Annotated in this window: 25 protein-coding genes and 2 pseudogenes; 17 read left to right on the top strand and 10 right to left on the bottom strand. The window is 62.0% G+C overall.

Annotated elements, in window-relative coordinates; all coding sequences use genetic code 11:
- Positions 1–118: 118 nt before the first annotated feature.
- Positions 119–874: an alpha/beta fold hydrolase gene (locus WBQ44_RS18735; RefSeq protein ID WP_495568174.1), complete on the bottom strand. Its 756-nt coding sequence runs from the start codon at positions 872–874 to the stop codon at positions 119–121.
- A 377-nt stretch (positions 875–1,251) separates the two neighbouring features.
- Here WBQ44_RS18735 and WBQ44_RS18730 point away from each other — a divergent pair, with 377 nt between their 5' ends.
- The 8 genes from WBQ44_RS18730 to WBQ44_RS18695 all read left to right on the top strand — a co-directional run bounded on the left by WBQ44_RS18730 (position 1,252) and on the right by WBQ44_RS18695 (position 9,294).
- On the top strand, positions 1,252–2,043 hold the full coding sequence (locus WBQ44_RS18730) for an IclR family transcriptional regulator (protein WP_495568173.1): 792 nt from the start codon (positions 1,252–1,254) through the stop codon (positions 2,041–2,043).
- 266 nt (positions 2,044–2,309) lie between these two features.
- A complete protein-coding gene (locus tag WBQ44_RS18725; protein ID WP_495568172.1) occupies positions 2,310–3,185 on the top strand; it encodes a VOC family protein in 876 nt (291 codons plus the stop codon).
- A gap of 4 nt (positions 3,186–3,189) precedes the next feature.
- Positions 3,190–4,410 carry an NAD(P)/FAD-dependent oxidoreductase gene (locus tag WBQ44_RS18720; protein WP_495568171.1) on the top strand — a complete coding sequence of 407 codons (1,221 nt, stop codon included), beginning with the start codon at positions 3,190–3,192 and terminating at the stop codon, positions 4,408–4,410.
- A gap of 72 nt (positions 4,411–4,482) precedes the next feature.
- On the top strand, positions 4,483–5,781 hold the full coding sequence (locus WBQ44_RS18715; RefSeq protein WP_495568170.1) for an aromatic ring-hydroxylating oxygenase subunit alpha: 1,299 nt from the start codon (positions 4,483–4,485) through the stop codon (positions 5,779–5,781).
- Position 5,782: 1 nt separating this feature from the next.
- Positions 5,783–6,337 (top strand): aromatic-ring-hydroxylating dioxygenase subunit beta, encoded by a 555-nt coding sequence (locus tag WBQ44_RS18710; RefSeq protein WP_094650400.1) that lies wholly within the window; start codon positions 5,783–5,785, stop codon positions 6,335–6,337.
- Between the two features lie 78 nt (positions 6,338–6,415).
- Positions 6,416–6,727, top strand: coding sequence for a non-heme iron oxygenase ferredoxin subunit (locus WBQ44_RS18705; protein ID WP_495568169.1), 312 nt, complete (start codon positions 6,416–6,418; stop codon positions 6,725–6,727).
- Between the two features lie 64 nt (positions 6,728–6,791).
- Positions 6,792–8,390: an MFS transporter gene (locus tag WBQ44_RS18700; RefSeq protein ID WP_495568168.1), complete on the top strand. Its 1,599-nt coding sequence runs from the start codon at positions 6,792–6,794 to the stop codon at positions 8,388–8,390.
- A gap of 34 nt (positions 8,391–8,424) precedes the next feature.
- Positions 8,425–9,294: an alpha/beta fold hydrolase gene (locus tag WBQ44_RS18695; protein WP_495568167.1), complete on the top strand. Its 870-nt coding sequence runs from the start codon at positions 8,425–8,427 to the stop codon at positions 9,292–9,294.
- 265 nt (positions 9,295–9,559) lie between these two features.
- On the opposite strand, the gene WBQ44_RS18690 is transcribed toward WBQ44_RS18695, so the two are convergent.
- From WBQ44_RS18690 to WBQ44_RS18675, 4 genes and pseudogenes are all read right to left on the bottom strand, one after another.
- A complete protein-coding gene (locus tag WBQ44_RS18690; RefSeq protein WP_495568166.1) occupies positions 9,560–10,087 on the bottom strand; it encodes a transposase in 528 nt (175 codons plus the stop codon).
- A gap of 23 nt (positions 10,088–10,110) precedes the next feature.
- Positions 10,111–10,773, bottom strand: coding sequence for a group II intron maturase-specific domain-containing protein (locus WBQ44_RS18685; protein ID WP_495568165.1), 663 nt, complete (start codon positions 10,771–10,773; stop codon positions 10,111–10,113).
- Positions 10,739–11,373: pseudogene (locus WBQ44_RS18680) on the bottom strand (reverse transcriptase domain-containing protein); the annotation flags it as partial. The pseudogene WBQ44_RS18680 and the gene WBQ44_RS18685, both read right to left, overlap by 35 nt.
- Positions 11,374–12,174: 801 nt before the next feature.
- Positions 12,175–13,131, bottom strand: a pseudogene (locus WBQ44_RS18675) (IS1380 family transposase); the annotation flags it as partial.
- Positions 13,132–13,269: 138 nt separating this feature from the next.
- Between WBQ44_RS18675 and WBQ44_RS18670 the strand changes: the two are divergent.
- From WBQ44_RS18670 to WBQ44_RS18635, 8 genes are all read left to right on the top strand, one after another.
- A complete protein-coding gene (locus WBQ44_RS18670; protein WP_495568164.1) occupies positions 13,270–13,515 on the top strand; it encodes a hypothetical protein in 246 nt (81 codons plus the stop codon).
- Between the two features lie 288 nt (positions 13,516–13,803).
- Positions 13,804–14,295 carry a hypothetical protein gene (locus WBQ44_RS18665; protein ID WP_495568163.1) on the top strand — a complete coding sequence of 164 codons (492 nt, stop codon included), beginning with the start codon at positions 13,804–13,806 and terminating at the stop codon, positions 14,293–14,295.
- Between the two features lie 484 nt (positions 14,296–14,779).
- Positions 14,780–15,769 carry an ABC transporter substrate-binding protein gene (locus WBQ44_RS18660; protein WP_495568162.1) on the top strand — a complete coding sequence of 330 codons (990 nt, stop codon included), beginning with the start codon at positions 14,780–14,782 and terminating at the stop codon, positions 15,767–15,769.
- Positions 15,770–16,180: 411 nt separating this feature from the next.
- Positions 16,181–16,675 carry a DinB family protein gene (locus WBQ44_RS18655; RefSeq protein WP_495568161.1) on the top strand — a complete coding sequence of 165 codons (495 nt, stop codon included), beginning with the start codon at positions 16,181–16,183 and terminating at the stop codon, positions 16,673–16,675.
- A 201-nt stretch (positions 16,676–16,876) separates the two neighbouring features.
- Positions 16,877–17,536, top strand: coding sequence for a response regulator transcription factor (locus WBQ44_RS18650; RefSeq protein WP_495568160.1), 660 nt, complete (start codon positions 16,877–16,879; stop codon positions 17,534–17,536).
- A gap of 1 nt (position 17,537) precedes the next feature.
- The gene (locus tag WBQ44_RS18645) at positions 17,538–18,929 is read left to right on the top strand and encodes a sensor histidine kinase (RefSeq protein WP_495568159.1); all 1,392 of its coding nucleotides are present in this window, start codon (positions 17,538–17,540) and stop codon (positions 18,927–18,929) included.
- Positions 18,930–19,026: 97 nt separating this feature from the next.
- Positions 19,027–20,382 (top strand): MFS transporter, encoded by a 1,356-nt coding sequence (locus tag WBQ44_RS18640; RefSeq protein WP_495568158.1) that lies wholly within the window; start codon positions 19,027–19,029, stop codon positions 20,380–20,382.
- A 36-nt stretch (positions 20,383–20,418) separates the two neighbouring features.
- Complete coding sequence (locus tag WBQ44_RS18635) at positions 20,419–21,357, top strand: TAXI family TRAP transporter solute-binding subunit (protein ID WP_495568157.1); 939 nt, start codon at positions 20,419–20,421, stop codon at positions 21,355–21,357.
- A gap of 97 nt (positions 21,358–21,454) precedes the next feature.
- Here WBQ44_RS18635 and WBQ44_RS18630 read toward each other — a convergent pair whose 3' ends face one another.
- Together WBQ44_RS18630 and WBQ44_RS18625 are read right to left on the bottom strand one after the other, a co-directional pair.
- Complete coding sequence (locus tag WBQ44_RS18630) at positions 21,455–21,991, bottom strand: GyrI-like domain-containing protein (RefSeq protein WP_495568156.1); 537 nt, start codon at positions 21,989–21,991, stop codon at positions 21,455–21,457.
- Positions 21,992–22,462: 471 nt separating this feature from the next.
- A complete protein-coding gene (locus WBQ44_RS18625) occupies positions 22,463–22,906 on the bottom strand; it encodes an Hsp20/alpha crystallin family protein (protein ID WP_495568155.1) in 444 nt (147 codons plus the stop codon).
- Between the two features lie 136 nt (positions 22,907–23,042).
- Here WBQ44_RS18625 and WBQ44_RS18620 point away from each other — a divergent pair, with 136 nt between their 5' ends.
- The gene (locus tag WBQ44_RS18620) at positions 23,043–23,726 is read left to right on the top strand and encodes a M23 family metallopeptidase (RefSeq protein ID WP_495568154.1); all 684 of its coding nucleotides are present in this window, start codon (positions 23,043–23,045) and stop codon (positions 23,724–23,726) included.
- Between the two features lie 103 nt (positions 23,727–23,829).
- Here the strand turns inward: WBQ44_RS18620 and WBQ44_RS18615 are convergent, their stop codons facing one another.
- From WBQ44_RS18615 to WBQ44_RS18605, 3 genes are all read right to left on the bottom strand, one after another.
- On the bottom strand, positions 23,830–24,489 hold the full coding sequence (locus WBQ44_RS18615) for a PadR family transcriptional regulator (protein ID WP_495568153.1): 660 nt from the start codon (positions 24,487–24,489) through the stop codon (positions 23,830–23,832).
- Positions 24,490–24,553: 64 nt separating this feature from the next.
- Positions 24,554–25,852: a serine hydrolase domain-containing protein gene (locus WBQ44_RS18610; RefSeq protein ID WP_495568152.1), complete on the bottom strand. Its 1,299-nt coding sequence runs from the start codon at positions 25,850–25,852 to the stop codon at positions 24,554–24,556.
- A gap of 26 nt (positions 25,853–25,878) precedes the next feature.
- Positions 25,879–26,276, bottom strand: a 398-nt coding sequence (locus WBQ44_RS18605) for a DUF3471 domain-containing protein (protein ID WP_495568151.1), incomplete at its 5' end; no start/stop codon positions are given.

Below are 26,276 nucleotides of genomic sequence, written 5' to 3'. Positions count from 1 at the left end.
GGAAAGAATGCGCCGGACTACCGAGCTGCTGCATTCGCTGACTGGGCACTATGACACAGCAGCACGAGAAGTAGCAGCTATGGACCCTGCCCGCCTATTCGGTACCCGAGACCATTCATCACGTGGGCGCGAGTAGAAACGGCAGCACCGTGGCCAGATATGCGTCAGGACGCTCGAAGGGTGGCCAGTGGCCACATCGATTGAGAATGACAAGGTCAGCGGTAGTGAGATATCCGGTCAACAGCAACGCCTGCTCCACCGGTACGAGTCGGTCGTGACGACCGTGAACGATGAGTGTGGGCACATCGATCTTGTGGAGATCGCCGAGATTGCTGTGAGGTGCCGGTGTACTCGCGTTCATCGCGTCGGCATGTGCCGGTTCCTGGAGACGTAGTAAGTACATTTCCTGTACCAACTCTTCGCTGATGTGTTCTGGGTCGAAGACGAGAGCTCGTAGGAGTCGTCGAATGGCGGCGCGGTCCGGACCTCCGCCCTGATTTTCGGTCCAAAGCCTCATTCCTTCGCTGGGGAATGGCGACAGGGCGTAAGGGTCGCCACCCGAGGACGCATGGCACGACCCGAGGACAAGCTTGTTCACCCGATCGGGTTGTGCGAGTGCCATATCGATTGCGACGGTGGCCCCCATCGATACACCCAAGTGCGAGGCCGCGCCTATACCCAGGTTGTCCATGATCGCGAATGCGTTACGGGCACATACATCGTGGAACGGCTCGTGAAAGACTTTTGGGCTGCTACGCCCGAAGTTCGGGTGGTCGATCACAATGCAGCGGAAGTGCGCGGACAGCGCGCTGAGTACGCGACTGTAGGTCAGCCACGCTGTGGTGCCGGGTAGGGGACCGAAAGCTTGGCTCATGATCAGCGGGGGCCCTGTTCCGACGTCGTGAAAGCGAACCTCGTCGTCTCCAAGGTTCAATGTGCGCTGCCAGGACCTACTGTTTTCGATCATCATTCCTCGGCCATCAGGAGCCCGACTGGGAGTCAGCGGACTGCGGTGTTTCCACAGTGCTCCAGTTCAGAACTGCGCGCGAACTTCGTTCTACTGACCGAGACACAGCAGTCGTATGCGCCCTGAGTGTCTTCATCACATCGGGGATTGAAATTCAATCCACATTCAAGTACAACTGAACCAGTGACATGCGTCACTCTATACAGCGATCAGGTGTCCGGTACCGCCGTCGGCGGACACGCCGGCCTCGCGCGATGCGGAAAGTTCGAGAGGAGTTCGCCGGCATGACCGAACCGACTTCGGCCCAGAGGGATGCGGTAAACCCAGCAACGATGATCGGTCGAGTGGCGCGGGTATTGGACGGATTCCTTGGGACGTCCTACGAAGAGCAGCGCCTGACCGACATCGCACGTCGCTCGGGACTGCCCAAGGCCACGGTGTCTCGTATCGTCACAGAGTTGGTGGACCAACATTTCCTCGAACGCAGCGGGACTTCGATCCGGCTGGGAGTGCGATTCTTCGAACTAGGCCAGCACGCCGTCCGCCCCCAAGAACTGCGTCGGTTGGCGATGGCGCGAATGATAGACCTGCGCAACAAGACCGGTCGCACCGTGCATCTGGCAGTTCTGGACGGTTCTGATGTCATCTACCTTGCGGTCCTCGATGGACCAGACCCCCTGCCGCTTGCTTCTCGCGTCGGAGGACGCCTGCCCGCTCATGCAACGGCAGTGGGTAAAGCACTACTCGCATGCGCCGAACCGCACGTCGTCGACGGGCTTCTCGCCACGAACCCTAGGCTATTGGGCCCGCGAACGATAGTCGATGCCGACGCCATGCAGTCGGAACTGGCCGCAATTCGCCGAGACGGCGTCGCATTCGAACGAGAAGAATCGGGGCCAGGCATTGCTTGTGTAGCGGCTCCGGTTCACCTCGGCGACGGCCGCGCAATTGCGGCGCTTTCGGTCAGCGCTCGCTCCGAACACGCAATGCCGATCGGGCTGTCCCACGCAGTTCGAACAACCGCGGATGCTGTGGGGCGGGATGCCGCGCTGAGTCCAGTATTTCGAACGTGCTGATCATGGGTGGGAAGTACGCCGTCCCGATTCGGGTCGGACTGTATTCAACTGCATAGCAGGACATTTCAGAACTCACGGATTTGGTGATCGCAGTTTCATTCACCGAGACGACTCTTGTTCTCACTCGCAGGCCGTGCGAACGTTTCTGTGACATGGGTCATGGGTCCACTCCCGAATGCATGCCCCACTCTCAGGCTCGCACAGCGCGAGCACTCGCTTACGCAACCAATCCCAGGCTGCAGAACCACACTTGGAACGGAGATCTGATGAGCGACATTACAGCGCTCGGATACCTTGGCTTTACCACTACCGACCTGCCCGGTTGGCGGACCTTCGCCAATGACATGTTGGGACTCGAGGTTGTCGATCTGGACAACGGCGACGTGGCACTGAGAACCGACGAACGCGCGTGGCGGATACGCGTCCACGCCGCCGATACTGACTCACACGCCTTCACCGGATGGGAGCTGCCCGATGCCGAGGCCCTCGAACGACTTTCGATCCGCTTGGATGCCCATGGCGTCACATGGCGTGAAGACACAGAACTCGCCACCGACAGGGGGGTCCTTCGCCTGCTGAGATGTCAAGATCCCGACGGTAACGAACTCGAATTCTTTTACGGTTCCCGTGCCGCCTCAGACCGTTTCGTGTCACCCCTCGGGCACCGATTCGTCACCGGCAGTCAGGGCCTCGGGCACATCGTGCTCTACGTCCAGGACGAACATGTCGCTCGCGACTTCTACCTGAACGTGTTGGGATTCTCGCTGAGCGACATGGTCATCATGTCGCCGGACATCCGTGTGTACTTCACTCGCGTGAACGCTCGCCACCACAGCTTGGCCTTCGGTCATGTGCCCGGAAGCACTGAACGCTTTGCCCATCTCATGCTGCAAATCGATGACTTCGACGCAATCGGAGCCGCGTATGACAAGGCTCTAGGTGGATCCGCCGACATCACCCAGACTCTCGGCCGTCACACAAACGACCGTATGCTCTCGTTCTACATGAGGACCCCGTCGGGTTTCGAGATCGAATTTGGTACCGATGGTGTTGCCGTCGAGGACGATTCGTGGAGCGTATCGACCTATGACCGACCGAGCATCTGGGGGCACGAGGTTCTCGCTGCCGGCCCCGCGATCTGATTCCATGAAATCCATTGGAATAGTCGGCGCTGGGCTGGCCGGCGTCACATTGGCACAAAGTCTGCGAAGTAACGGTTACGACGGCAGTATTCACCTGTTCGGCGCGGAGCCCGAGATCCCGTACGATCGACCGCCTCTCTCCAAAGCGTACTTAGTCGGAGACGCCGATCGGTCATCCCTGCCGCTGCACGACCCGTCGTTCTACGAAGACAACGGCATCGATCTACGAACCGACTGCGTCGTCGATGCCATCGAACCAGTTCGGACCGGGATCCGCCTCGCCACCGGACATCGTGTCGCACTCGATTTCGTGGCGCTCGCGACCGGGGGTCGACCGCGGCCCTTGCCGATCGAGGGGGCGACGCTAAATGGGGTGGCATATCTACGCACCCTCGCCGATGCGGACGAGCTGAGGCACCGCCTCCACACGGCGACTTCGATCGTTGTCGTCGGTGGTGGCTTCATCGGTTCCGAAATCGCAGCAACGGCGAAGTCGCTGGGCAAAGAGGTGACGATTGTAGAGCAGGCACCGAGGCTCCTGCCCCGCGTTGTCCCCTCCGATATCAGCGATGTTCTCGAAGAAGTGCACCGAAACAATGGGGTTCGTGTGTTGTGCCGGCGGCACATCCAAAGAATGATCGGCGACTCCCATGTTCGAGCTGTCGAGCTGTCCGGCGACCTCATTATCGCCGCAGATCTGGTTGTAGTCGGAATCGGCATGCTTCCCAACGACGAATTGGCGCAGGCAGCGGGTTTGACTTGTGCGCAGGGGATTTCGGTGGATCCGTTCGGCATCACATCCATACCTCAAATTGCTGCGATCGGTGACGTGGCACTTCGCCACGATCCCCGTCTCGGGCGACCTGTCCGGTCCGAACACTGGAGGGGCGCACAGACTCAGGCGGTCCGACTCGCCGAGACCTTGATGGGTGGCGATCCGAGCACTCTCGATGTCCCATGGTCGTGGTCCCACCAGTACGACCATGACATTCAAGTCACGGGTGATTGCGTCGGTGCCGATCAATCCATCATCAGAGGAGATCGGCAGGGGGCTCAATTCTGCGCGCTGTATCTGCGCGACCGAAAAGTGGTCGGTGCCTTCGGCCTCAACGCCGGCCGCGACATACGTGGAGCCATGCGCCTGATCGAGACCGGCGCCGAGCCTGCACTCGGCGATCTGGCGGACACGACCACGGATCTACGACGGATGGCTTCGGTCGCCTGACCCGTCGTATCTCGGCGACGTCGCTCTTCACTTCACCCCTTTCGATACCCGTTCACTTGGAAAGGCTCAGCAATGAAATACGACACCAAAGATTTCGAGTCGATGGTCGATTGGAAAGAAGGGCTGATCAGTCCTCAACTGTTCATCGACGAAGACATCTACAAGGCCGAGCAAGAAAAGCTCTTCGGCCGTGCGTGGTTGTTTCTCGCACATGACTCCATGATCCCCAAGGCCAACGATTTCTTCACAACCTACATGGGGGGTGACCCCGTGCTGGTGACCAGACGAGCGGATGGGAGTGTCGGTGCCTACCTCAACGCATGTCGGCACCGAGGCATGAGAGTTTGCCGCGCAGAGGACGGTAACGCGAAATTCTTCACCTGTACTTATCACGGCTGGGCCTACGACACGAGCGGCAAGCTCATCAACGTCCCCAACCTCGATGATGCGTACTACTCGGAGCTGGACACAGCCGAAAACGGCCTCGTGCCGGTGGCGAAAGTGGAAAGTTATCGCGGCTTCATTTTCGGCACTTTCGACGAGACTGCCCCGCCGCTGACGGATTACCTCGGTGACATGAAGTTCTTCATCGACGGGCTGACCGATCACGCCGAAGACGGCATCGAGGTCTTGCCTGGCGTGATCAAGTGGACAATCCACAGCAACTGGAAACTAGCCGCCGAACAATTCGCCGGCGACGGCTACCATGCGGTGACGACACACGCCTCGTCGATCATGCAGATGCGAGAGACTATCGATCCGGTCGGCGGCGGACAGGCCAGCTTCCCGGAAGGCCATGGTGTGTCCTACATGTTCAACGAGAACGCGCGCTTCGGGAACGACGCCCTCGGAGCCTATTTCGAGAACCGCACCCGTGTCGGTAATGAGCGTGTGGGTGAGCGTATCCAACTGACCGGCAACTTCAATGTCTTTCCGAATTTGTCAGGACTGTTGAACGGCAACGATATTCGAGTGTGGCATCCGAAAGGTCCGAACTCTTTCGAGGTGTGGAAGTTCTGCATTGTCGACAAGAACGCTAGCGAAGAAGTCCGAAAGGAACTGCAGCGTACGTCGGGAATGACGGAAGGAGCGGCCGGGGTTGTCGAGGTCGACGACGGCGAGAACTGGGATCTGATCGGACGTCAGTTGGCTCAAGGGACGCAGGTGCGGAAGATTGCGTGGAACTATCGCATGGGACTCGGCCATGAAGAACACACTCACAACGACTTCCCTGGCCGATTGGGGTCGCGCTACTTCGGAGAAGGGCCTCAGCGTGCGTTCTATCGCAGATGGGTCGAGTACATGACGAGCGAGCAGTGGCCGCACGTCCAAGGCGATGCGACAGCCGCTGCAGTATCGAAGGAGGCGTGAGATGACGACCGAGAGCACCTTGAGCCCAGCGGCCCGACTCACCGCACAAATGATGCTGCAGTACCAGGTAGAGCAGTTCCTTTACCATGAGGCGGCCCTTCTGGACCGATGGGACTGGGACGGCTGGTTTGCCCTCCTGGCGGACGACCTGCATTACTACATGCCGGTCCGAACCAGCCGGCTACGTCGACAATCGCGACCCGATGACGAGCCACGAGGTGCTTACCTCGCACACTACGACGACGATCTGACACGCATGCGCTTTCGGATCCAACAACGGAAGACCGGACAGAACTGGGCAGAGGAACCGCCCTCCCGTGCTCGCCATCTCATCAGCAACGTTCGCGTCGACGTTGCCGCCGGCGGCGACGATGAGATCGGCGTCGACTCGAACTTCATCGTGTACCGAAACCGGATGGACATCGAAGAAGATCTGTGGGCAGGGGAGCGGAAGGATGTTTTGAGACGTACCGCGGGAGGCTTCGAAATCGTCCGTCGTACAGTTCTTTTGGAGCAAAACGTGGTTCTTTCAAAGAATCTGAGTGTGTTCTTCTGACCAACCAGACATGATTCGACCAACGTGTAATTGCCGCCTGATCACGACGACGGTTACTGTCGAGGGAGTAGAACTGCTGTGAATAGAATACGGCTGTGTGCCGTCGGTGATTTGACCGAAGGTGACGTCATGAACGCATCGTCGGACCCTCCCATTGCGGTGTATCTCATAGGGGGTCAAATATATGCGACATCCAATCTGTGCAGTCACGGGAACTCGCTACTGTCCGACGGCTATGTGGACGGTGATCGTATCGAGTGTGCCCTGCATCTCGCTCAATTCTGCATAAAGACCGGGAAGGTCGCAGCTCCGCCGGCCACCACGCCTGTCGCTGTGTACCCGGTGGAAGTGTTGGATGGGGTCGTCTACACGGAAGTCTCTTCGTCGTGACACTCCGTAGGCCCGACTTTGCTCGGTTTCGAGAGCTGTGTTGTTGCACAACAAAGAGCCGGTCATGATGGAGGACGCAGAGCGCAACCACACGATGTACCCACCGCCGAGGCGGCGTGCGGCAATCCTAGCGGTGCTCACGACGAACCTGGTGATCGTGTTCGCGGCAAATTCGACACTCTTCGTTGCACTTCCCGCAATGAGCCGTGCACTCGACGCGAATAGCATGCAAACGCAGTGGATAGTTGCGGCTTATTCGCTGTTCTTGGCAGCATTCATTCTTATCGGGGGCCAATTGGCTCGGCGATTTGGATCGCGGGCAACCATGGCCGCAGGACTGGTCCTGTTTCTTATCGCATCACTGATGGCAGCTTTCGCGGGTGGCGCTGTTCTAACCATCGCCGCTCGTTGCGTCATGGGATTCAGTGGCGCACTCATCATGCCCGGGACACTCGAGACGGTAATGCTGGTGTTCCCACCCGAGAAGCGGGCTGCAGCGATAGCCGTCTGGACGAGCTTCACAGGGCTGGCTGGGGGTCTGGGGCCGATTGTCAGCGGCGTCGTCGTCGCCAAGTTCTGGCCCGGGTCGGTCTTTCTCATTTTGACTCCACTGGTACTGGCGTCGCTCGTTGCGGCCTTCGTATTGATACCGAACCCGCCTCGACCCGAAACGGGCCGCTTGGACTGGGGCGGCACTGTATTGTCGCTCTGCGCGATTGGACTGCTCGTTTTCAGCTTGATCAATGCCCAGACCGTCGGATGGCTCACGCTGCAAACTGTCGTGGGAATTGCCGCTTCACTAGCCCTCTTGATCGCGTTCCTCTTCAGAGAGAGTACGGCCGATAGCCCTGTTTTGAATCTTCAATTGTTCTTGGATCGTCGCTTCAGTACGGGATTTGGTATTATGCTCCTAGTATTCATCGGATATTACGGCGTGCTCTACGTCAGCCTCTCATGGCTCCAGGTAGCGCTCGAATACTCGCCGCTCGAGTCTGCATTGGCATGGTTGCCATATGCTCTCGTCGTCATGTGTTTTACACCGATTCAGCCGAGAATCACCAGAAGGATCAGTGCCCGATGGACAGCCGCGATCGCGACCGGACTGTGCGGTGGAGGCTTCGGACTGTTCACGATTGCGGACACTCGATCTGGCTACGTCGCCTTCGGAGCATCGGTGGTTCTATTTTCTCTCGGTATGGCCCTGATCGTACCGTTGACCACCAGCTTTATCATGGCAGCATCGGAGGCAACTCGTGACGGAACCGGGGCAGCTGCGATGACCAACATTTCCCGAGATCTGGGAAATGCACTGGGTGTAGCGATACTCGGCAGTCTCGCTACGACGGGGTACCTTTCGGCGCTCGACCCCAACAGTGGTGATCTGCCATCGGGCGTCGAAGCCAGCACGCCGATCGAAGCCCTGGCCCAGGCCCGGGCTGCCATGATGGTCGACTCGGACGACTCAGCTGTGCAGGCCGTCCAAGACGCCTACACGTCAGGCCTGCACCTGGTGGCCTTCGTAGCAGCGGCAGTCTGTTTCGCGGCTTCGGCATATATCGCCATCCTGCTGCGTCCGAACAGGATTCGCGATGAGGGGCTCGGCGTGGGTGCACCGTCGACCGCTGGACGAATTCGACCTCACGCACACCGGACCGCCCAATGAAAGACGAAATTATCGTGAAAGGAAGATCTACACAATGACTGCCAATCAGACACATACTGGTCGTCTTACATACAGCAACACTGAGAAGAATGTTACCATCGATGGACGTCGGATCCACTTTCATCAAGCAGGTACCGAGCACGAGCGCACCGTGGTTTTTCTACATGGCGGCGGATTGGGTGCGAGCGGTTGGTTCAACTTCCATCGAAATATCGAGCCGTTCTCGGATAAATTCCATGTCGTGCTGGTCGACATGCCGAATTATGGCACATCGGACTCTGTAGTCATACAGGATGACGATGTGGCTCGTTTCGATGCGGATATTCTCTCCAAGTTGCTGGGCCATTTGGGCGTTGCCCGTGCCTCGATTGTCGGCAACTCGAAAGGTGGCATGGATGCCATTGCCTTCTCTGTGCACCACAACGACCAGCTCGACACACTTGTCCTGATGGGCAGTCACACCGGGCCATCGATATTCGACCCGATGCCTGCCACCGGGACTACGCTGTTATTCGACTTGTTTCAGCATCCCACCAGGGAAAAAATGGCTCAAATGCTTCGGCTGTTCTTCTTCGATCAGACTAACGTTGACGATGCCTTCATCGATGTTCGATGGAATAGTGCCATGGATGCCGACAAGCGGGGTCACCGAAGGGCAATTCTCGATAGTCGTCCTGTCAATGGCGACTACACCTCCAGGCTTTCCGAAGTTCCGAATCCGGTACTGGTCCTTCACGGTGCCCATGATCGCTTCGCAGCGTTCGACAGCAGTGCATCGTTGATGCGCCATTACCCGAACAGTGAGCTTCATGTATATCGAAACTGTGGACACTGGGTTCAGTACGAATTGGCTGATGAATTCAACCAACTGACGATGCAGTGGCTAGGCATCCATACAGTGTGACAGCATGGCGCTCCAAGGGCTGTATGTGAAGGGTTCATGGCAAATTTGAGATACCATTGTTACGCAAATTTGAGCAATACTTCCAATGTCGAATGTATAGCTTAACCTCGATCTTTCTCCCCGGTGATGTGCTGGCCTGAGCGGGTCGAGAATGTGTTTCGAGCCTGTCGGCGCACGATGGTTCGGCCGATGTCGATCGGTAGCGCTCGAATCCACGGGCCGAGGTGGGGGTTCTTTCGGGGTCGTCGGGTCGGGTGAAGTGCGGTCAGGCGGGCGCGGTCAGGGCCGCCAACCGGGTCAGCGCGGTGACTATGAGAGTCGACCATGTCGCGGTCTTCGACAGGCGCAGGTGGATGCGGCGAGCATGGCTCGAGATGCGTCCCGCTACCGAGAAGATGCGCAGTCGAACACGTTTGGGTTTCCATTTGCGTGCGTCGTGGTCGGTGAACCGAGCATTTGAGTCCGTGCCGTCAAGTCCAGGGCGAGCTCCACGATCGCCAACCAGATCCGGTTCTGATCGAACCCGTGCAACGGGAGAGTTGGTCAGTCCGGTGTCCTTGGCGGTGCGGATCCGGTCCTCGCAGCGGGCACGGCGACGGTGCCGAAGTTCGAGCTCTTGCACTTGGCCGCGGACGGTGTTGGTGGCGAACGCGGTCAATCGGAGACCGTTCGAGTCGGTGAACCTCAGTTGCGCGCCGGGGTGGTTGAGTCGGCCCGCAGCGCGGTTCCGGTGTTGCCACCGGCCCGTTTCTGCGAGCCGCTCGCCGAACCCGGCGTGCGCGTCTCCACGCACCGGGCTCTCCACGGTCTCTGCCTTCAAGCGTGGTGTGCCGCCACCCACGGATTCGGGATCGTGTTGCCGCGGTAGCGACATCGAGCTGTCGGTACCCGGCCGAGGTTGAACAGTTCAACCCCGCCTGCCGAGGGCATCCGCCATCGACCCGCAGGGCAGATGAGGTGCCGTCGGAGATCGGTCCAACTCCACCGATGCAGTTTGATCCACCAGCGGGCAATCCTGTGCCAGACGAATATGGCGAGGGATTGCAAGACGCTCTTGGCCACCGCATACCGGAAGTAGTTGGACCACCCGCGCATGATCCGGTTGATCCGTCTCAGCACATCCTCGGGTGGCTGTTGCGACAACCTGCTCGTGAGTGTACGAATCTTGTCCTTCAACGACCGAATGGGACGGTCGGCGATGAACACGTAGACGTACCACTTGTCCGTACCCTTCTTGCGTTTCCACTGGATGCGGAACCCAAGAAAGTCGACCCCCTCGCTCATGTGCACCACTCGGGTCTTGGATTCGGAAAACCGAAGTCCCAAGGGCGAGAGCACATCAGCGATCTCCTCGCGCAGGGCCTTCACGTCGTCGACGTTGCCGAACACGAGCACGACGAAGTCGTCCGCGTAGCGCACGATTCGCCAATTCGGCAGTCCCCCCCTACGACGGAGAGCCCGACGTACGGGGGTGCTCATCGCCCCCCTCTGGTAGCCAAGGCCGGTGAACATGCTCATCGAGCACGCTCAGGGCGATGTTGGCCAGAAGCGGCGACAATATGCCCCCTTGCGGCGTGCCGGTCGGATTGTCCTCCAGGTGACCGGTTTCGGTCATCACACCGGCCTTGAGGAACGCTTTGACCAGCAGCAACACACGCTTATCTTTGACTCGTGCGCGCACCCGGCCCATGAGAGCCGTGTGTTCGATCGAATCGAAACACGCTTCGATGTCGGCATCGAGCACCCAGCGATAACCTTTGGTGCCGAAATACTGAATCTCCGCGACTGCGTCGTGTGCCCGTCGCCTCGGCCGGAAACCATACGAGCCCGGCATGAAGTCGGCCTCGAAGATAGGTTCCAGCACCAGCTTCAGCGCTGCCTGAACGACCCGACCCGATCCGCGACCGTCGGGATCCCCAGCTTCCGGACTTTCCCGTTGCCACCGGGCTTGGCGATCTTACGTTCGCGTACCGGAAGCGGCCGAAATGAGCCGTCCTTCAACTGAGTTGTCAGGTCATCCAGGAACCTGGGCATCCCCACACTCGCCTCCACGTCAGCGACGGTCAGACCGTCGACGCCGGGAGTCTTCGCGCCGGTATTGCCCGCGACCCGTTCGAACGCCACACGCAGTGTGGCCGGGTCGTGCACGAAATTGAACAGGTCATCGAACCTGCGACCGGGATCGGCCGCCGCCCAATGGTGAAGCTTGGTCTGCATCCCCGATACCCGCGCACGAGGACCCACAGGGCCCGCCGTGACCGGGGCGACGATATTCACCGCCGCATCCTTCGGTATTACAGTCTCCTTCCCTTCTCGATACCGCTGCCGCCCTTCCCCATGTGCCGGGCTTTCCCCGGCTCGGAGTACTACGACGGCTCCGCCCCATCGCGGCCCGATCGGCGGTCGGTGCGCCCAGCCGAACCTGCTGGGTGGATGCCCAGAGGTCGGCGAGGACCGTGATGGTTCCCGTGTTCACTGTGATTCGTTCGACGGAGGAGGAGCCCGACTCTGTCCCTGCGGCATCACCACGGCTACCCCGCAGCACGTCACCGTGGTCTCCCGGCCGGCCGACCTATCCGACCCAGGAGTTCCCCACCACCTTGGGTGGGTGTGCACCGCTGCCGGCCCATATCCACCAGATTTGAGCCGGTGCAAGATGAAGAGACGTAAACGCCGGTTCCTCTCGTACTCCTTTCCGTCCCGCTTGCCGAACCCGCACCATCTGGCAGTGCTGACACGTCCCGGCTTTGTCAGGGCTGCTTCCCGCCCTCCCCGGCACCACCCGGATCAGGCTGCCCTCAGCTCCACCGTCCTGCTACGACAAGATCGGCGGTAAAGGTCTTTCACCTCCACTCGAATCAACAGCGCCTCACGGCGCACCGGGCGTTCCTTGCGGATGATCACGCGCATCCCGGTCGGCCACGCCCGGAGGTCGAGGAGGCCGGTGGCGTCGATGACCCACGCTCCGTCGCGGACCTGCTCCGCAGCGTCGACGGCGACAGACCACGCGCCCTCGGGGGCCGCACTCAGTGCGGTGACCATGGCATCGGTGATCCCGAACCCGATGGAATACGACACTCCTCTGTTGTGTAGCCAGGTCAGGTATTTGTGGCTGGCTCCGGCGCCGTCGGTGCGGACGAGGACCTTCTTTCCCGGCCGGACAGCATGCAGGTTCGGTAGCTGCGCTAACGCTTTCCGTGTCACTGCGATGTGGTCGTCAGCGGTGTTAGATCCGGCGTTGCCGGGTCGCAGCACGGCCGCGACGGGTTCACCGGTTCCGTCGGTGCCGTGGTCGACGAACGCCAACAGGGGGTGAAATCCGAATCCTCGTTTGTAAGTCGGGGTTGCAGATTCCTTCTCTGAATGGGCGGTGACCAGAGTTGCGTCGAGGCCGATGACGATCGGGTTCTGCGCGGTGATGTCGTGATCGGGAGCGTGTTCGCCGGCATGTCCCCACGCCGTAGCGCGGGCCGATGCCCGGGCGGTCTCGATCGCGGTGAGCACTGCGGGTGCATCTGCGGACAGTGCGGTGATCAGCCTGGAGACGGTCGGGTCGGAGGGCACTGTCCCGAAGACGGCCGAGTGTTCGCGGAGGGTGGCGATGTCGGCGAGGCAATCCCCACCGAGCGTCAACGACACGGCGAGGTCGGTGATGATCTTGCCGGGGTCGAAGTGCGCCAACGGTTTCCGCCACGGCGATAGGCTCTGCGAGAGGGCTGCGGTGAGTCCGGTGGCCTCGGCGGTTCGGAGCAACGTCACCGCTGCGGCGTGCGACACGACCCCGGTTCCGGTGGCATCGACGGACAAGGTGGGGTACGACGACGTAGACTGACTCACCGGAATGGTGCCTCTCGAGCGGGGTGTTTTTCAACTGTGGTAAGTCGAATTCTCCAAGGTCGGGGCACCATTCTTTGAATGAAACGCGCCGTGACACCTCACCGGCATGAAAGCGCCAGGCTAAGGGTGCATGGGTCGATGTCGCTGGACGTCATTGCGAACGATGAAGCCGTCAACACACGCTGCGTCGCCGACATCGACACCTATCTCCAGGTCTCCGCCGCCGACCCCGCTACCCCCTATGCCGTCGAGGGGCGTGAGACCATGCTGTCGCTACTCAGCGAGGACCATGAATGGTCCGCGAGCCAGCTGATCTTGATTCTGGAACACAGCAGCCCTGATAGCGCCGTCCTTGACCTCTCGCAGACTGCACCTGCCACCTGAAAGGCGCTTGCTGGGCAGCACCGGTTCGTTCTCACGGTCTCTAACCTGAACACCTATATCGACCAGCACAGCGTCGACGCCGAACTGGCAGGACACCTGACGACCGACGGAGCTGTCATCGAAATCTCAAGCGAGCTCGATTCGGTCGACGCTGGGGGAACCGAAGAACCGGCTCCTACACGGAATGTACGACTAGCGCTGAAGTTACTTAACGCGCACGAACAGCTGGAGGCGATAGACCGCGCCGCGCTGGCCGACCAGTTGGGTGTTGACCCGTCTGACCTGCCTTTGACGGAAATCGAGCCAGTACCGGACGACCTATTTTCGGATGCACTCGACCGTGGTCTGGTGGAAGCTACCGAAGAGGCCTTCGACCGCTTTGCGACAGCAGGGTGGCCGGCCGTCGCCAAGGCGCTCGTCCGCCACGACGCACTCCGGCCGTTTGTGACTGCTGCCCGTATGAACGACACCCTGATCCACGGGTTGCTCAAGGACGACGCCGCGCCTACAGAACTCCACGACCGGGTCCTTGGTGACTTCGACGCCTTCATCGCGACTAAGTCCGATGAACCCGATCTGTACCGCGCTGCAGCGCGCAGAGCCGTGAAACGGGGAGCAAAGTTGGACATTGAGCACATCAGACAGATCTCTGACCACGCGCCCGACGTCAACACCGTTGTGCCACTACTCGCGGCCCACCAAGGACTCGATGGCCGCCAGCTGGTCGCCATCTTGGTCAATCTGGAGGCACCGTTTAGCTTGCTTCAGACAGCGGGATAGGATGCCGACACGCCCACTGGAGATGCCGCTGCGACTCTCTTCGATCGATTGGATGCAACGGGCATGGTGAAACTTGTAAAGCGAAGGACCCGCTTCCGGGTTCTCTGAGTAGCACCGAGGTGCGGGCGGACGTAGCGGGCGTCCATAAAACGCGGGAGGGCGCGCCGTATCGAAGTGCTGCTGCAACGCACACTCGATCTACTCGGTATCAAAGCCCTCGGAGCCGCCGTTGGTGACGCGAGTTCAGTCCTTCCGGCTGGCAACGCGGCCCGATGTCACGCCTGTAGATTGCATTTTCCGCAGCGTCGTATCGAAACGCCAGTTCAGCGCGGTTTTCGCTAGGTAGATCTGTCGGTGACCTGCGCTGGTCTGCCCCGATATGGGCTCCCCAGCAGGCAGACGCCTGCAGTGCCTGGGTGCGTCTGCTTCCGTAGCCCTGTTAAGGTTCGCCTAACCTAATGGCGACAAGCGAGGGCGGTACGTAGTGAAACGTCAATGGACCTGGCTGACGGCGCTGGCGGCAGCGGTCGCCGTCGTCGGCTCGATGACTGCCTGTGGTAGTTCGGAAACCGGCTCCGCGGACGCCGAGGCCGTCGACAGCGCTTTCCCTGTGTCGATCGATCACCTTTACGGCAGCACCACCGTCACCGAGAAGCCCGAACGTATTGTGACGCTGGGGGTATCGGATGCGGATGTTGCCATCGCGCTCGGAACGGTACCGGTCGGCAATACCGGCTACACGTTCTACGAGAACGGGTTGGGGCCGTGGACTGAGGAACTCGTCGGCGATGCGCCACTGACCTTGCTGGGCTCGGACTCCGCGCCGGACTTCGAGCTGATCGCGAGTTTGGCACCCGATCTGATTACCGGCATCAACGCCGGCTTCGACGAGGCGACGTACGCCAAGCTCAGCGAGATCGCTCCGACGATTGCGCGACCGGAGGGTTCGGCGGCCTATGCAGTCGGGCGGGAGGCGGCGACCGACACGATCGCCCTGGCCATGGGCGAGTCCGAACTGGGTACCGAGTTGAACGCACGGACCACCGCGGCCCTCGACAAGGCACGAGTCGACAACCCGGAGTTCGCGGGGAGAACTGCGTCGGTGGTGCTGCCGTATCAAGGTCAGTACGGCGGCTATCTTCCCGGTGACGCCCGCGGTCAATTCGTGACCTCGCTCGGATTCCGGATTCCCGACGGTGTGCTGGCCGAGGACGACGGAACCAAGTTCTTCGTTCCGGTGTCGGCAGAGAACATTTCGATGCTCGACGCCGATGTGATGCTTTTCCTCGGAACCGGGGCCGACATCGACGTGGTTGCCGAGAATCCACTGTTCGGCACTCTGCAGGCAGGACGCGACAACGCGATCATTCCCACGACGATCGATCAACGTGGAGCGATCACGTACAACTCTGTGCTGTCGATTCCCTTTGCCGTCGACGCGCTCGTACCGCGCATCGCCGACGCTCTGGGCTGACGTCCGGTCGCGGATACGGCATCCCCCGCAGGCCTGAAGATCTCGACGGGTGGCTGACGTCGCTGATCGCCTCACGTCTGCGAGGCAACACCTTTCCTGTGATGGGCGGGTGGCCGGACCGGCCAGGGCCGGTCGCGCTGCCGATCGACCGTTGGGCCACCTGCCACTGCCCATCACCGCGATGACCACCGGCAAGAGCGGGACCGTCGTCCACGCCGATCGCACGCGCGCCCCGCCGCAACGCAGCCGGCAATCGGATGCCAATTACGTCCGATCGATACGACCTGACATAAAGCCCCTGACCTTCGTCGTCGACGGAGCGGGCCCGGTGTACGGTCCGGTGATGCAGTGCAACACAGGTAAAGATCGGTACGGCTGTTCCCCCTTCGAGAACTTCGAGCCGTACCCGTGGTGACGTCGCAGCAAGACGACGCCCAAAGCCGTGTAGCGGACGCCGTTCTGGCGATCACCGGCTCGAGCCTGTCGTCGATGACCGAGATCCTGAGGGGTCTGGGAGACGAGCTGGCCAACACGCGACCGGATCTGCCGGGCGCCAACAGTCCGTACGCCATCGTGTTCCACTGCGTCGCCGTGATCGAGCACTGGGCGGGCTCGGTGATCGCCGGCCTGAGGATCCCGCGGGACCGCGCCGCCGAGTTCACTGCCACCGGCCGGGTCGAAGACTTGATTACACGGGTTGGTGATGTTCGTACGCGCCTACCCGAGTGGGTGAATGTCGCAGTCCGCGAGGGGATTCGCGATCGGACCGTCACGGGTTCCACGCGCCCGGAGGTCGCAACTGCCACCGCGGAGTGGGTGTTGGCACACCTGGTGCGCGAGTTGGCCCAGCACCTCGGCCAGCTCGAGCTCACGCGCGACCTCCTTCGACAGGCATCACGGTCCTGATGTTGCTTGCGGCACGGCCCCGCGCTGCGCACGGGCCATGGAGGCGTGCTGCGAATCTTCGGGGTTCTTCGCACCCGTCTCACGGCGAGAGGCCGTCGCAACCTGGAGAAGGCGACCACCGCGGTCCGCTCCTCGAACGACGGAGGGTCCGGGAGGTGAGCTCGTCGAACACGTGCACCGCCGTGGCCTATCTTCATGTGGATGCGTATTGCGGTGGTGGAGGACGACGACGGGCTCGGTGACGCGCTGGTCGATGCGCTGACCGAGGTCGGCAATGTCGCCGTCCGCATGCGCCGCGGGGCTGATCTGCTGCTCGGCTACCACGGCATGGATGTCGTGCTGCTCGATCTCGGGCTCCCTGACATGGACGGCCTCGAGGTTCTCCGCAAGCTGCGGACCCTCAGCTCGGTGCCGGTGGTGGTGCTGACGGCGCGGGACGACGAGAGGTCTGTGGTTCGGGCGCTGCGCGGGGGCGCGGACGACTACGTCGTCAAACCCGCCCGCCTCGGTGAGCTGTACGCGCGGCTAGAGGTGGCGGCGCGCCGCGGGGGTGCGTCGGACGAACCCGCAGCCGACAGGCTGACCTTGGGCGACATCGTCGTCGATCTCGCGGGCCGCAGCGTCGAGGTCGACGGCCGAGAGGTCACGTTGACGACCAAGGAGTTCGAAATCCTTGCCCATCTGGTGACCCGCCGGGGCGAGGCGGTGAGCCGCGAGCAACTGATGGACGCCATCTGGGGCGACGCCTACGTCGCCATCTCCCGCACCCTCGACGTCCACATGACGGGTCTGCGGTCCAAGCTCGGGCGGTCCGGCACCATCGTCACCATCCGCGGCTTCGGCTACCGCTGGGACACCTGACGTGCGGCGCCGCGTCCTGCTGGTCCTGATGATCTATTCGACGGTCGTCGTGCTCGCCCTGTCGGTCCCTCTTGCCTTGTTGGTGGGGCGGGAGCGGGTGCAGCGGTTCGCCGAGAACCGTTCCGCTGCAGTGACGTTCTTCGCCGAGCTCAGCTCGCGCGAGGACGCGTCGGGGATGCCGCGGATCCGCGAGTCCCTACAGCGCTACAACGACCTGTACGACGAGGGCATCGTCATCGTCGACCGCAACGGAACCGTACGCGCGTCGGCGGGCCTCGACGTCGACCGCACCGACGTGCAGCAGGCGATCGCGGGGGCGCTCCGCAACCAACGCGGCGATGTCCCTTCGGGTTTGACGCCGTGGTCGCAGCCTTCCGTTCTGGTCGCCGCGCCGGTGGGCGGGGGAACGCAGGTCGACGGCGCGGTCGTCATCGATGCGTCCACGGAGTCCGCAAGACGAGATGTCGCGGAGGCGTGGGTGATCATCGCGGCGGGCGCCCTCCTCATTCTGCTGGCGGTGGCCGTCATCGCTGCTGCGTTGTCGCGCTGGGTGGTTCGGCCGCTGACCGCGCTGGCGTCGCGGGTGCATTCCTTCGGCGACAGGTTCCACAATCAGTTACCTATGGAGGAATCCCCGAGGCCGAAGCCGGCGGCCTACGTCGGGCCGCCCGAAGTCCGGACGCTGTCCGGTGCATTCGACGCTATGGCCGACGACGTCGAAACGGCCACCACGGCGCAACGTCGCCTCGTCGCCGACACGGCACATGCGCTTCGTAACCCGCTGGCAGCGCTCAGGATTCGTCTCGATCTTCTGGGGATGAGGGTGCCGGACTCGGCGACGGAAGCCCACCTCAAGACAACCCGCGAAGTCGACCGGCTCAGCACCATCGTCGAAGATCTGCTCGACCTCGCCGCTGCGGAGACGCCGAAGAATACGCGGGCGGTGGCGTCGGATGTGGGTTCGGTGGCGGCGAACCGCGTCGAATTCTGGTCGAGCACAATGACCGCGGCCGGTCTCACCGCCCACATCGACGGATCCGACACGGCAGTGGCTGCCCTTTCCGACGACGACCTGACCCGCATTCTCGACGCTCTGCTCAGCAACGCGACGAAGTACGCCGGCGCCGGTGCGGCCGTGAACATCGGGTATCGAGACTGCGGAGACCACATCGCACTGTGGGTGTCGGATACCGGGCCGGGCGTGCCCGCCGACGAGGTGTCGTCGATCGTCGAGCGGTTCTACCGAGCGTCCAATGCGGGGAGCGAGGGCACCGGTCTGGGGCTGGCCATCGTCCATGCGCTGACCGAGCGTGCCGGGGGATCGATGCAGATCGGGGCGGCCGAGCCGTCCGGACTCCGGGTAGAGCTGACGCTACCGAGGGCCGTTTCCTAAGGGACTGTTAGGAAATGCGAAACAGTTTGGTTCTCGCTGTGCGGGCGGTCACAGTGGGTGAACTACCAGCAGCAATCTCCATCCGAAAGGACCCTGCATGGCCATCTCGACCGGCGGCTCGCCGAGCTCGACCCCGCCCGTCTCGTCGCCGGCGGCCACCCGCCGCGCGGTGTACAACACGCTGCGCGGATCGTCGGGCAACCTCGTCGAGTGGTACGACGTGTACGTCTACACCGTCTTCGCCACGTACTTCGAGAACCAGTTCTTCGATTCGGCCGACAAGAACTCCACCCTCTACGTATACGGCATCTTCGCGGTCACGTTCCTGATGCGCCCGGTCGGTTCGTGGTTCTTCGGCCGCTACGCGGACAGGAACGGTCGACGCGCCGCGCTGACGTTCAGTGTGTCGATGATGGCGGCGTGTTCGCTGGTCATCGCGCTCACCCCGGGCAGGGAGAGCATCGGTGTGTGGGCGGCGGTCATTCTCATCCTGTCTCGCCTGGTCCAGGGCTTTGCGACGGGCGGCGAGTACGGGGCGTCGGCGACGTACATGTCCGAGGCCGCCACACGTGAGCGTCGTGGATTCTTCTCGTCTTTCCAGTACGTCACCCTCATCGGCGGCCACGTTCTGGCGCAGGTGACGCTGCTGATCATGCAGGCCTTTCTCGACCGTGGTCAGATCGAGGAATTCGGTTGGCGCATCGCGTTCTTTATCGGCGGTGTCGCCGCGGTGGTGGTGTTCTGGCTGCGTCGGAGCATGGACGAGTCCCTGACGAAGGATCAACTCGACGCCGTGCGCACCGGAGCGGATCAGGCATCCGGGTCGATCAAGGAGCTGTTCACCAACCACGGACGCGCACTGTTGATCTGTTTCATGGTGACGATCGGCGGAACCATCGCCTTCTACACCTACAGCGTCAACGCACCGTCGATGATCAAGTCCGCGTACGAGGATCGCGGGATGACCGGCACGTGGATCAACCTGTTCGGCCTCGTCTTCCTGATGTTGTTGCAGCCCATCGGCGGAATGATCAGCGACAAAGTGGGCCGCAAGCCGCTGCTAGTCTTCTTCGGCATCGGCGGCGTGCTCTATACCTACGTGCTCATCACGTACCTGCCGTCGGCGACGTCGGTGGTGCAATCCCTCGCTCTGGTGTGCGTCGGTTACGTCATCCTGACCGGCTACACCTCGATCAACGCGATCGTCAAAGCGGAGCTGTTTCCCTCCCATGTGCGAGCACTCGGCGTCGGCCTGGGATACGCCCTCGCCAACTCCGCGTTCGGTGGGACGGCTCCGCTGATCTACCAGGCCGCGAAGAACGGCGGGCACGTCTCGTGGTTCATCCTCTACGTGACGGTGGTGATCGCGGTGTCGCTGGCGGTGTACATCTTCGTTCTGCGGAACAAGTCGGAGACCGTTTTGGACCGTGAGCAGGGCCGCGCGTTCAAGTAGACGGACCCCTGTAACTGTCGGGCCTAGAGTGTCAGCATGACCCCGCCCGCAGAGTTGCTCTCGCGTAGAGCAGCTCTGCGGGCTTTCGGCTTGTTTGCCGTCGGCGCGGGCGTCGCGGCCTGCGCGTCGGATCCGCCACCGGAACTGCGTCTGGCGGCAGGTGAGGTCGGCGGGTTCTTCTGGGAGTTCGGCGGCCTACTCGCGGGAGTTGCCTCGGAAACTGTTGCGGCAAAAATCATCCCAATCACGACGGCGGGGTCCATCGACAACCTCGACGCGTTGGATTCCGGCCGGGCCGACCTGGCCCTCACCCTCGCCGACGCCGCCTACAGCCACCCGAGCCGAAATTTGGCGGCGGTGGGGTGCGTCTACGAGAACTATTTCCAGATCGCAGTGCGTTCCGACTCGGACATCGAGACAGTGGCCGATCTGAGGGGGAGAACGGTCAGCATCGGGGCGCCCGGATCGGGCGCGACCCTGGTGTCGCAGCGCATCTTCGACGCGTCGGGTCTCTCCGAGGCCGGTGCAATGCGCGAGGTTCAGCTGTCGATGAGCGACGCGGGAACAGCGTTGGGCGACAACGACATCGACGCCGTCATGTGGGCGGGCGGGCTACCGACTCCGGCGTTCGCCGATCTGCGGACGGCTATCCGCCTCCTGGACCTGGGCGGCGTGGTCGCGGATCTGCGACGCGGGTTCGGCACCGCGTACGAGGCAGTTCTGGTACCGGCTGACGTGTACGGCGTTCATCCGGAGGTCACGACGGTCGGCATCCCCAACTTGCTGCTGGTGCATCCCGACGTGGCCGACGACACCGTCGCGGCGCTGGTGGGCACGCTGCTGGACCAGTCGTCGGCGTTGGTTCCGCTCCAGGCAATCGGGAGCCAGTTCCTCGACGCCCGATCGCTCGTCATGACGGGCGCCATTCCCCTCCACCCCGGAGCGGAACAGGAGTACCGCAGGCGGCACGGATAGGTTCGGCGTCAGCGAACTCGGCGCGACCAAAGCACGATGGGGATCGGTACCAGGCGTGGATGCCTCCTGCCAGCGACATGGTCGCGAAGCTCGTGACTCAGCTCGTCTCGAGTATCGGCACTGCACTGTTGCTGGTCCGTTCCGTGCTTTCGATCGGCATCCACACTTCGGTTGTCGCGGTGCTGAAGTCCTCGGCACGGTCGAGGACCGCGACAATCGAGGGTCTGGGACGCAGACGCCAGGGGTTCGACGGAAACCACTGCGCTGCCGACGCGGCATAGGTCTCTTGTAACGCGGCCGGATACGCGCCGCTTGCCCTGAACACCGCCCACGCGCCGGCCGTGACCTCGATGACGTCGAGGTCGTCGGGCGCAGCCTTCGCCGCGTCGAGCGCAACGCCGTGCATGTACGTCAGTTCGCTGCCTTCGGCGTAGTCGGGATCGACTTCGGCGCTGATTTGGAGCAGGCCGGCGGGTTCGGTGTTGCCGAGTCCTTTGAGTCGCGCATGTTCGTCTACGGGAAGCGCTGCGATGTGCGCTGCGATGTGAGGGTTCACCCCGTTGTGGATGAGCGGATCGCGGGTGGCGTGACCGGCGAGGCGAAATGATGGGCGGTTGGCGATGCGAGTGTCCATTGACGAGTTACCTTTTACGCTCAGTCGGAGTGTGAGTTTCAGTTGTGTTCGAAGGGGGCCGCCGTTTTTGCGCACATCTGCTGGGCCCGCACCGTGCACGGCGCGGAAAGCCCGCCCGAACGCCTCGGCCGAGCCGTACCCGAACCGCGACATCGAGCAGCGGAGCGCCCTGGACCACTTCTGCGGCGGCAACGGTCATCCGTCGCCGGCGCACGTGGGCGGCCGTTGTTTTGACGGTGTGCGGGTAAAAATCGTCGTCCAACGGTACGACTTGGCTTTGCTCGAGGGTGTCGGTTACGTCGCATTCGAGTGCGCTTCGCTCGATGCCCACGACAGCCTGCCACCACGCTTCGCGCTCCGGGCTCGTCTGCCACACAATTGTGTTCACCATCGACTCCTGATAGAAGGATCCCGGCAGTGCCCGCCGTGGGCACTGCCGGGATCGGCCTCAATTCCTCGAGCGCATTTCTATCAGCCGGACTGTGTCTCGATCGATCGCTGCTCGTTGTCGGCACGGGCGATGTCGATTTTGCGCGGCTTCGCGCGTTCGGCGAGCGGAATCGTCACCGACAGAACGCCGTTGTCGTACGACGCCGAGATACGGTCTGGGTCGACGCCGTCTCCGAGCGAGAGCTGGCGTCTGTACGTCCCGGCGAAGCGTTCGGACGAAATCCACTGCACACCATCACTTTCGGGTGACGAGCGATGTGCGGTGAGGGTGAGTGTTCCGCGATCGACGTCGACATCGATGGATCCGGGGTCGACGCCGGGAAGGTCGGCACTCAGAACGTAGTGATCGTCGACCTTGTACAGATCCATCGGCATGAAACGAGGCGCACGATCGGAACCGGTCGAGGCGCCCACCATGCTGGCGGCGAGGGAATCGAAGTCGCGGAAAGGATCGAAGCGAAGCACAGCAACCACCTCCTGCTTCCCAGATGCACCCGCCCCGGTGGCGGGCCGCTCTTCAACTGTGCGAGACCTAAATTAGCACTCTCGCTCGGGGAGTGCCAAGAGCTTCGAGGCAACTTTTTTACAGATTTTTCGACCAATGTTGCTGTGCGAGAGTCGCGAAGCGCCCAACCTCTGCAGCGCCGCAGTCCTGTCGATGTGGCGGTGTGGAAAGGCGTCGTCTCCGAGCCCTACCGCAGCGAGTCGCATTGTGGTCCACTCGAGCCCCGCCGATCGTGTGCCCAGCCACGGCACGGCATCGTTCGCGACGCCGTATGCGATCGACTTCGTGCCCGTCGACGCGGCGGGACGCACCGCGCCGGTCACGTTCGCCTCTCTCGTGCGTTCGGAACGGCCGGCGAAGTTTCCTGGCTTCGGGCGCGCCGTGCTGGCACCTGTAGAGGGAGTCGTCTCAGCAGCGTACGACGCCGACCCCGACCATTCTGCGTATCGCGGCCTGCCTTCGATCGGCTATGCGCTCACCCAGCGCCGTCGAGTTCGAGCGGGGTGGATGGCACTTGCCGGGAATCATGTACTGCTTGACAGCGGGGGGATCGTGGTTGCCCTCTGTCATCTGCGCCAAGGCAGCTCGAGGGTGCAGCCAGGACAACGTGTGCAGGTGGGGGACGTGTTGGGTGAATGTGGGAACCCTGGGAACAGCACCGAACCGTACGTCCATGTTCAAGCGGTCGACAACGGCGACATTGGCCGCGCGAATTCTGTGCGTGTGACCTTCAAGGGCATGCTCCCGCGCAATGGAGAGGTCATCGATGCGGTCCCATAGCGACGGTGGTTACCCCGGGGCCGATCGATCCAGGAGCGGGCGGCGCACGCACCGCCGCCGGTCCTACGTCGAATACTCGGTAACTTCTCGACGGCAGCTGCCGTCACGGGCTCGACTTGCCGTCCAACTGGTCGTCTCTCTGCAGCAATTCTTCGAGAATGGCTCCGCTTCGCTCCCGATGCGTCGTTGCCGGGGTACGGGTGTCGGACCACGTCTCGGTTTCGCTCAGCGCCCAGTCTGCCCAGTCGGAGATATGGCTGAAGTGCCCGATCATGAATCGGTTCGCGAGCGTCATCAGATGTTGTCGCGCAGGGAACGTCGAATTGTCGACGTCCAGCAGCCGTCCGGCGTGAGCGACGAACAACGCACGAGTCCGCTGAGCCTGTTCGCGCATTGTCGTGATGTTGACTCGAAGATCGTCGAGTGAACCCTGATCGGCAAACAACACCCGGATCATGCCTTCGAATTCCAGCGCCGACGGTTTGGACCCTGTGGCCAGCCACGTTGCCAGGGCTTCGCGGCCGGCGTCCGTGATCGAGTAGACCGTACGGCTACGCCCTGTGCCGACCGGATCGGTCGTCGCCGAAACGAGTGAACGTTCGAGCAGTTTCTTGGGGGCGTTGTACAACTGCCGATCAGCGCGTGGCCACAGTTCGGCGAAGCCGCGACCGAACTGCACCGAAATCTCGTATGCCGTCCAATCTCGCGACGCCAGAAGTCCGAGAATGACATACGACGTCGTGTTGAGATCGCCTTGCGCCACTTGGTCCCCCTGAAGTCGTGATTGCCCATCCTAACGACGCGGATGTCGGGGTCCACCGGTGCAGTCATTCGCCTGCGTCGGCACCGTGCTCGTCGACGTCATCCGATGCCTCGGTCGACGGTCCCGCATATACGTACGGAATCAATGCCTTCGCGACCTGGGCGGCCGGTGCATTGCCGTCGACCGCGGGGGCGAGATTGCCCCACACCACGAACGTGACGTCGTTCTCGGGGTCGTACCCCATGAAGGAGTTGTACCCCGGCATCTCACCGATGTGCCCGTACATCGGACCCATCTGTGCAATTCCGTACCCGTAGGCCGCGGTGCCCTCCGCATCACTCGGTACGACACTGTCCATCCTGAGCTGCTGGGTCTCGGCGTCGAGCAGCTCACCTGCGCCAAGAGCCTTCACCCAGGTGGCAATGTCGTTGGCCGTCGAAATTCCCTGTCCTGCAGACCATGTCCACGACGGGTTGTCGTTCGTCGTCGTTCTCGGTGTCACAGTGCCCGCATCGATGGCAGCGACCCTTTCGGGGGACAGCGATTCTTTTCCTTCTCCGAACGTTTCGAGGTTGCCGCTGTAGGAATACCCCGAGGTGTACGGCGCGGGGATGGAGGTGTCGGTGTTCGCCGGGAACGAGGTGTCTTTCAATCCGAGTTCGGTGAACAGGCGGTCCTGATAGATCTGGGCGATCGGTTTTCCGTCGAGTTGCTCCGCGATGAGGCCGAGCAGCACCGTATTGGTGTTCGAATAGTTGTACTCTGCGCCGGGTTCCGACGTCGGCGGGTTGGACAGTGCGAGAGCTACCAATTCCTCGGGTGCCCACACCCGTCCGGGATCTTCGTCGAGAGCGCGGTTGAGCTCGGTGGTTTGTGTGTAGCTGTAGAGACCGCTACGCATATCGAGGAGCTGCCCGATGGTGATGTTGTCTCCATTCGGTACGTCGGGGCGATACTTGCTCACCGGGTCGTCGACGGAAATCTTGCCTTCCTGGACCATCTGCAGGATGACCGTCCCCGTCCAGGTCTTGGTGTTCGACCCGACTCGAACCTTGGTGTCGAGTGTCGGAGGCGTCGCCTTGCCCAATTCGGTGCTGCCCCATGTGTTGACGTATTCGCCGTCGGGTGTCCTGATCAGCACCACCATGCCGATCTCGCGGAACTCCTTCGCCTTTGCGTCGACCACGGCATCCATGGCCGCAGAATCGAGGGGGACGAGAGCACTGGAGCCAGCACTGCTCGTGCTCGTGTCCGCATCGCTCGAGCCGGAGGCATCGGTGCTGTCGTTACTGGATGTGCACGCTGATACGAGGAGTCCCGACGACAGCAGGAGTGCGAGGAGAGTGCGTGTTTTACGGTTCATCGCCATTGTCCGATCGTGTGAGGGGGTCAGGATTTTCCGAACGTGCCGAGACCGAGAGGGTTGAGGTATTCGACGGTGAGGGTCGTCGGTGCACCGGCGGTGACGGCGAACTGGGCCCCCGTCGGCCCTGACGAGTTCTCTCCGACAGGTTCGAACCAGTACGTGTCGCCGCCGTAGTGGGTGAGGGGGTAAGTCGATTGGAGGTTCTTGCCAAGCTTCAGAGCGAGTCCGGCACCGTCTGCGACCACTTCCGCGGGGCCGTAGAACGGACTGGAGTAGGTGCCGATGTAGGTCTCGTTCGATTGCGGCGGCGCCGAAGAAGCCGGAGGATTCGAGTAGTCGGTCTCCGAATTGCCCTGTTCCACGATGCCTTCGAAAATCCCTGCCAAGAAGGGCTCCCAGTCCACGGTGAGTTCGCCGTTCT

This window comes from Rhodococcus sp. (in: high G+C Gram-positive bacteria) (assembly GCF_049591685.1).
Lineage (GTDB): Bacteria > Actinomycetota > Actinomycetes > Mycobacteriales > Mycobacteriaceae > Rhodococcoides.
Note: the sequence above shows the minus strand (reverse complement) of the source record. Positions and strands in the feature narration are given on the sequence as shown.

Bases quoted from the DNA above. Each gene is read 5' to 3' on its own strand.
- WBQ44_RS18735 (WP_495568174.1), bottom strand. From the start codon at position 874: ATGAGCCAAGCTTTCGGTCCCCTACCCGGCACCACAGCGTGGCTGACC.
- WBQ44_RS18730 (WP_495568173.1), top strand. From the start codon at position 1,252: ATGACCGAACCGACTTCGGCCCAGAGGGATGCGGTAAACCCAGCAACG.
- WBQ44_RS18725 (WP_495568172.1), top strand. From the start codon at position 2,310: ATGAGCGACATTACAGCGCTCGGATACCTTGGCTTTACCACTACCGAC.
- WBQ44_RS18720 (WP_495568171.1), top strand. From the start codon at position 3,190: ATGAAATCCATTGGAATAGTCGGCGCTGGGCTGGCCGGCGTCACATTG.
- WBQ44_RS18715 (WP_495568170.1), top strand. From the start codon at position 4,483: ATGAAATACGACACCAAAGATTTCGAGTCGATGGTCGATTGGAAAGAA.
- WBQ44_RS18710 (WP_094650400.1), top strand. From the start codon at position 5,783: ATGACGACCGAGAGCACCTTGAGCCCAGCGGCCCGACTCACCGCACAA.
- WBQ44_RS18700 (WP_495568168.1), top strand. From the start codon at position 6,792: ATGATGGAGGACGCAGAGCGCAACCACACGATGTACCCACCGCCGAGG.
- WBQ44_RS18695 (WP_495568167.1), top strand. From the start codon at position 8,425: ATGACTGCCAATCAGACACATACTGGTCGTCTTACATACAGCAACACT.
- WBQ44_RS18685 (WP_495568165.1), bottom strand. From the start codon at position 10,773: ATGAGCACCCCCGTACGTCGGGCTCTCCGTCGTAGGGGGGGACTGCCG.
- WBQ44_RS18670 (WP_495568164.1), top strand. From the start codon at position 13,270: ATGTCGCTGGACGTCATTGCGAACGATGAAGCCGTCAACACACGCTGC.
- WBQ44_RS18650 (WP_495568160.1), top strand. From the start codon at position 16,877: ATGCGTATTGCGGTGGTGGAGGACGACGACGGGCTCGGTGACGCGCTG.
- WBQ44_RS18640 (WP_495568158.1), top strand. From the start codon at position 19,027: ATGGCCATCTCGACCGGCGGCTCGCCGAGCTCGACCCCGCCCGTCTCG.
- WBQ44_RS18635 (WP_495568157.1), top strand. From the start codon at position 20,419: ATGACCCCGCCCGCAGAGTTGCTCTCGCGTAGAGCAGCTCTGCGGGCT.
- WBQ44_RS18630 (WP_495568156.1), bottom strand. From the start codon at position 21,991: ATGGACACTCGCATCGCCAACCGCCCATCATTTCGCCTCGCCGGTCAC.
- WBQ44_RS18620 (WP_495568154.1), top strand. From the start codon at position 23,043: ATGTTGCTGTGCGAGAGTCGCGAAGCGCCCAACCTCTGCAGCGCCGCA.
- WBQ44_RS18610 (WP_495568152.1), bottom strand. From the start codon at position 25,852: ATGAACCGTAAAACACGCACTCTCCTCGCACTCCTGCTGTCGTCGGGA.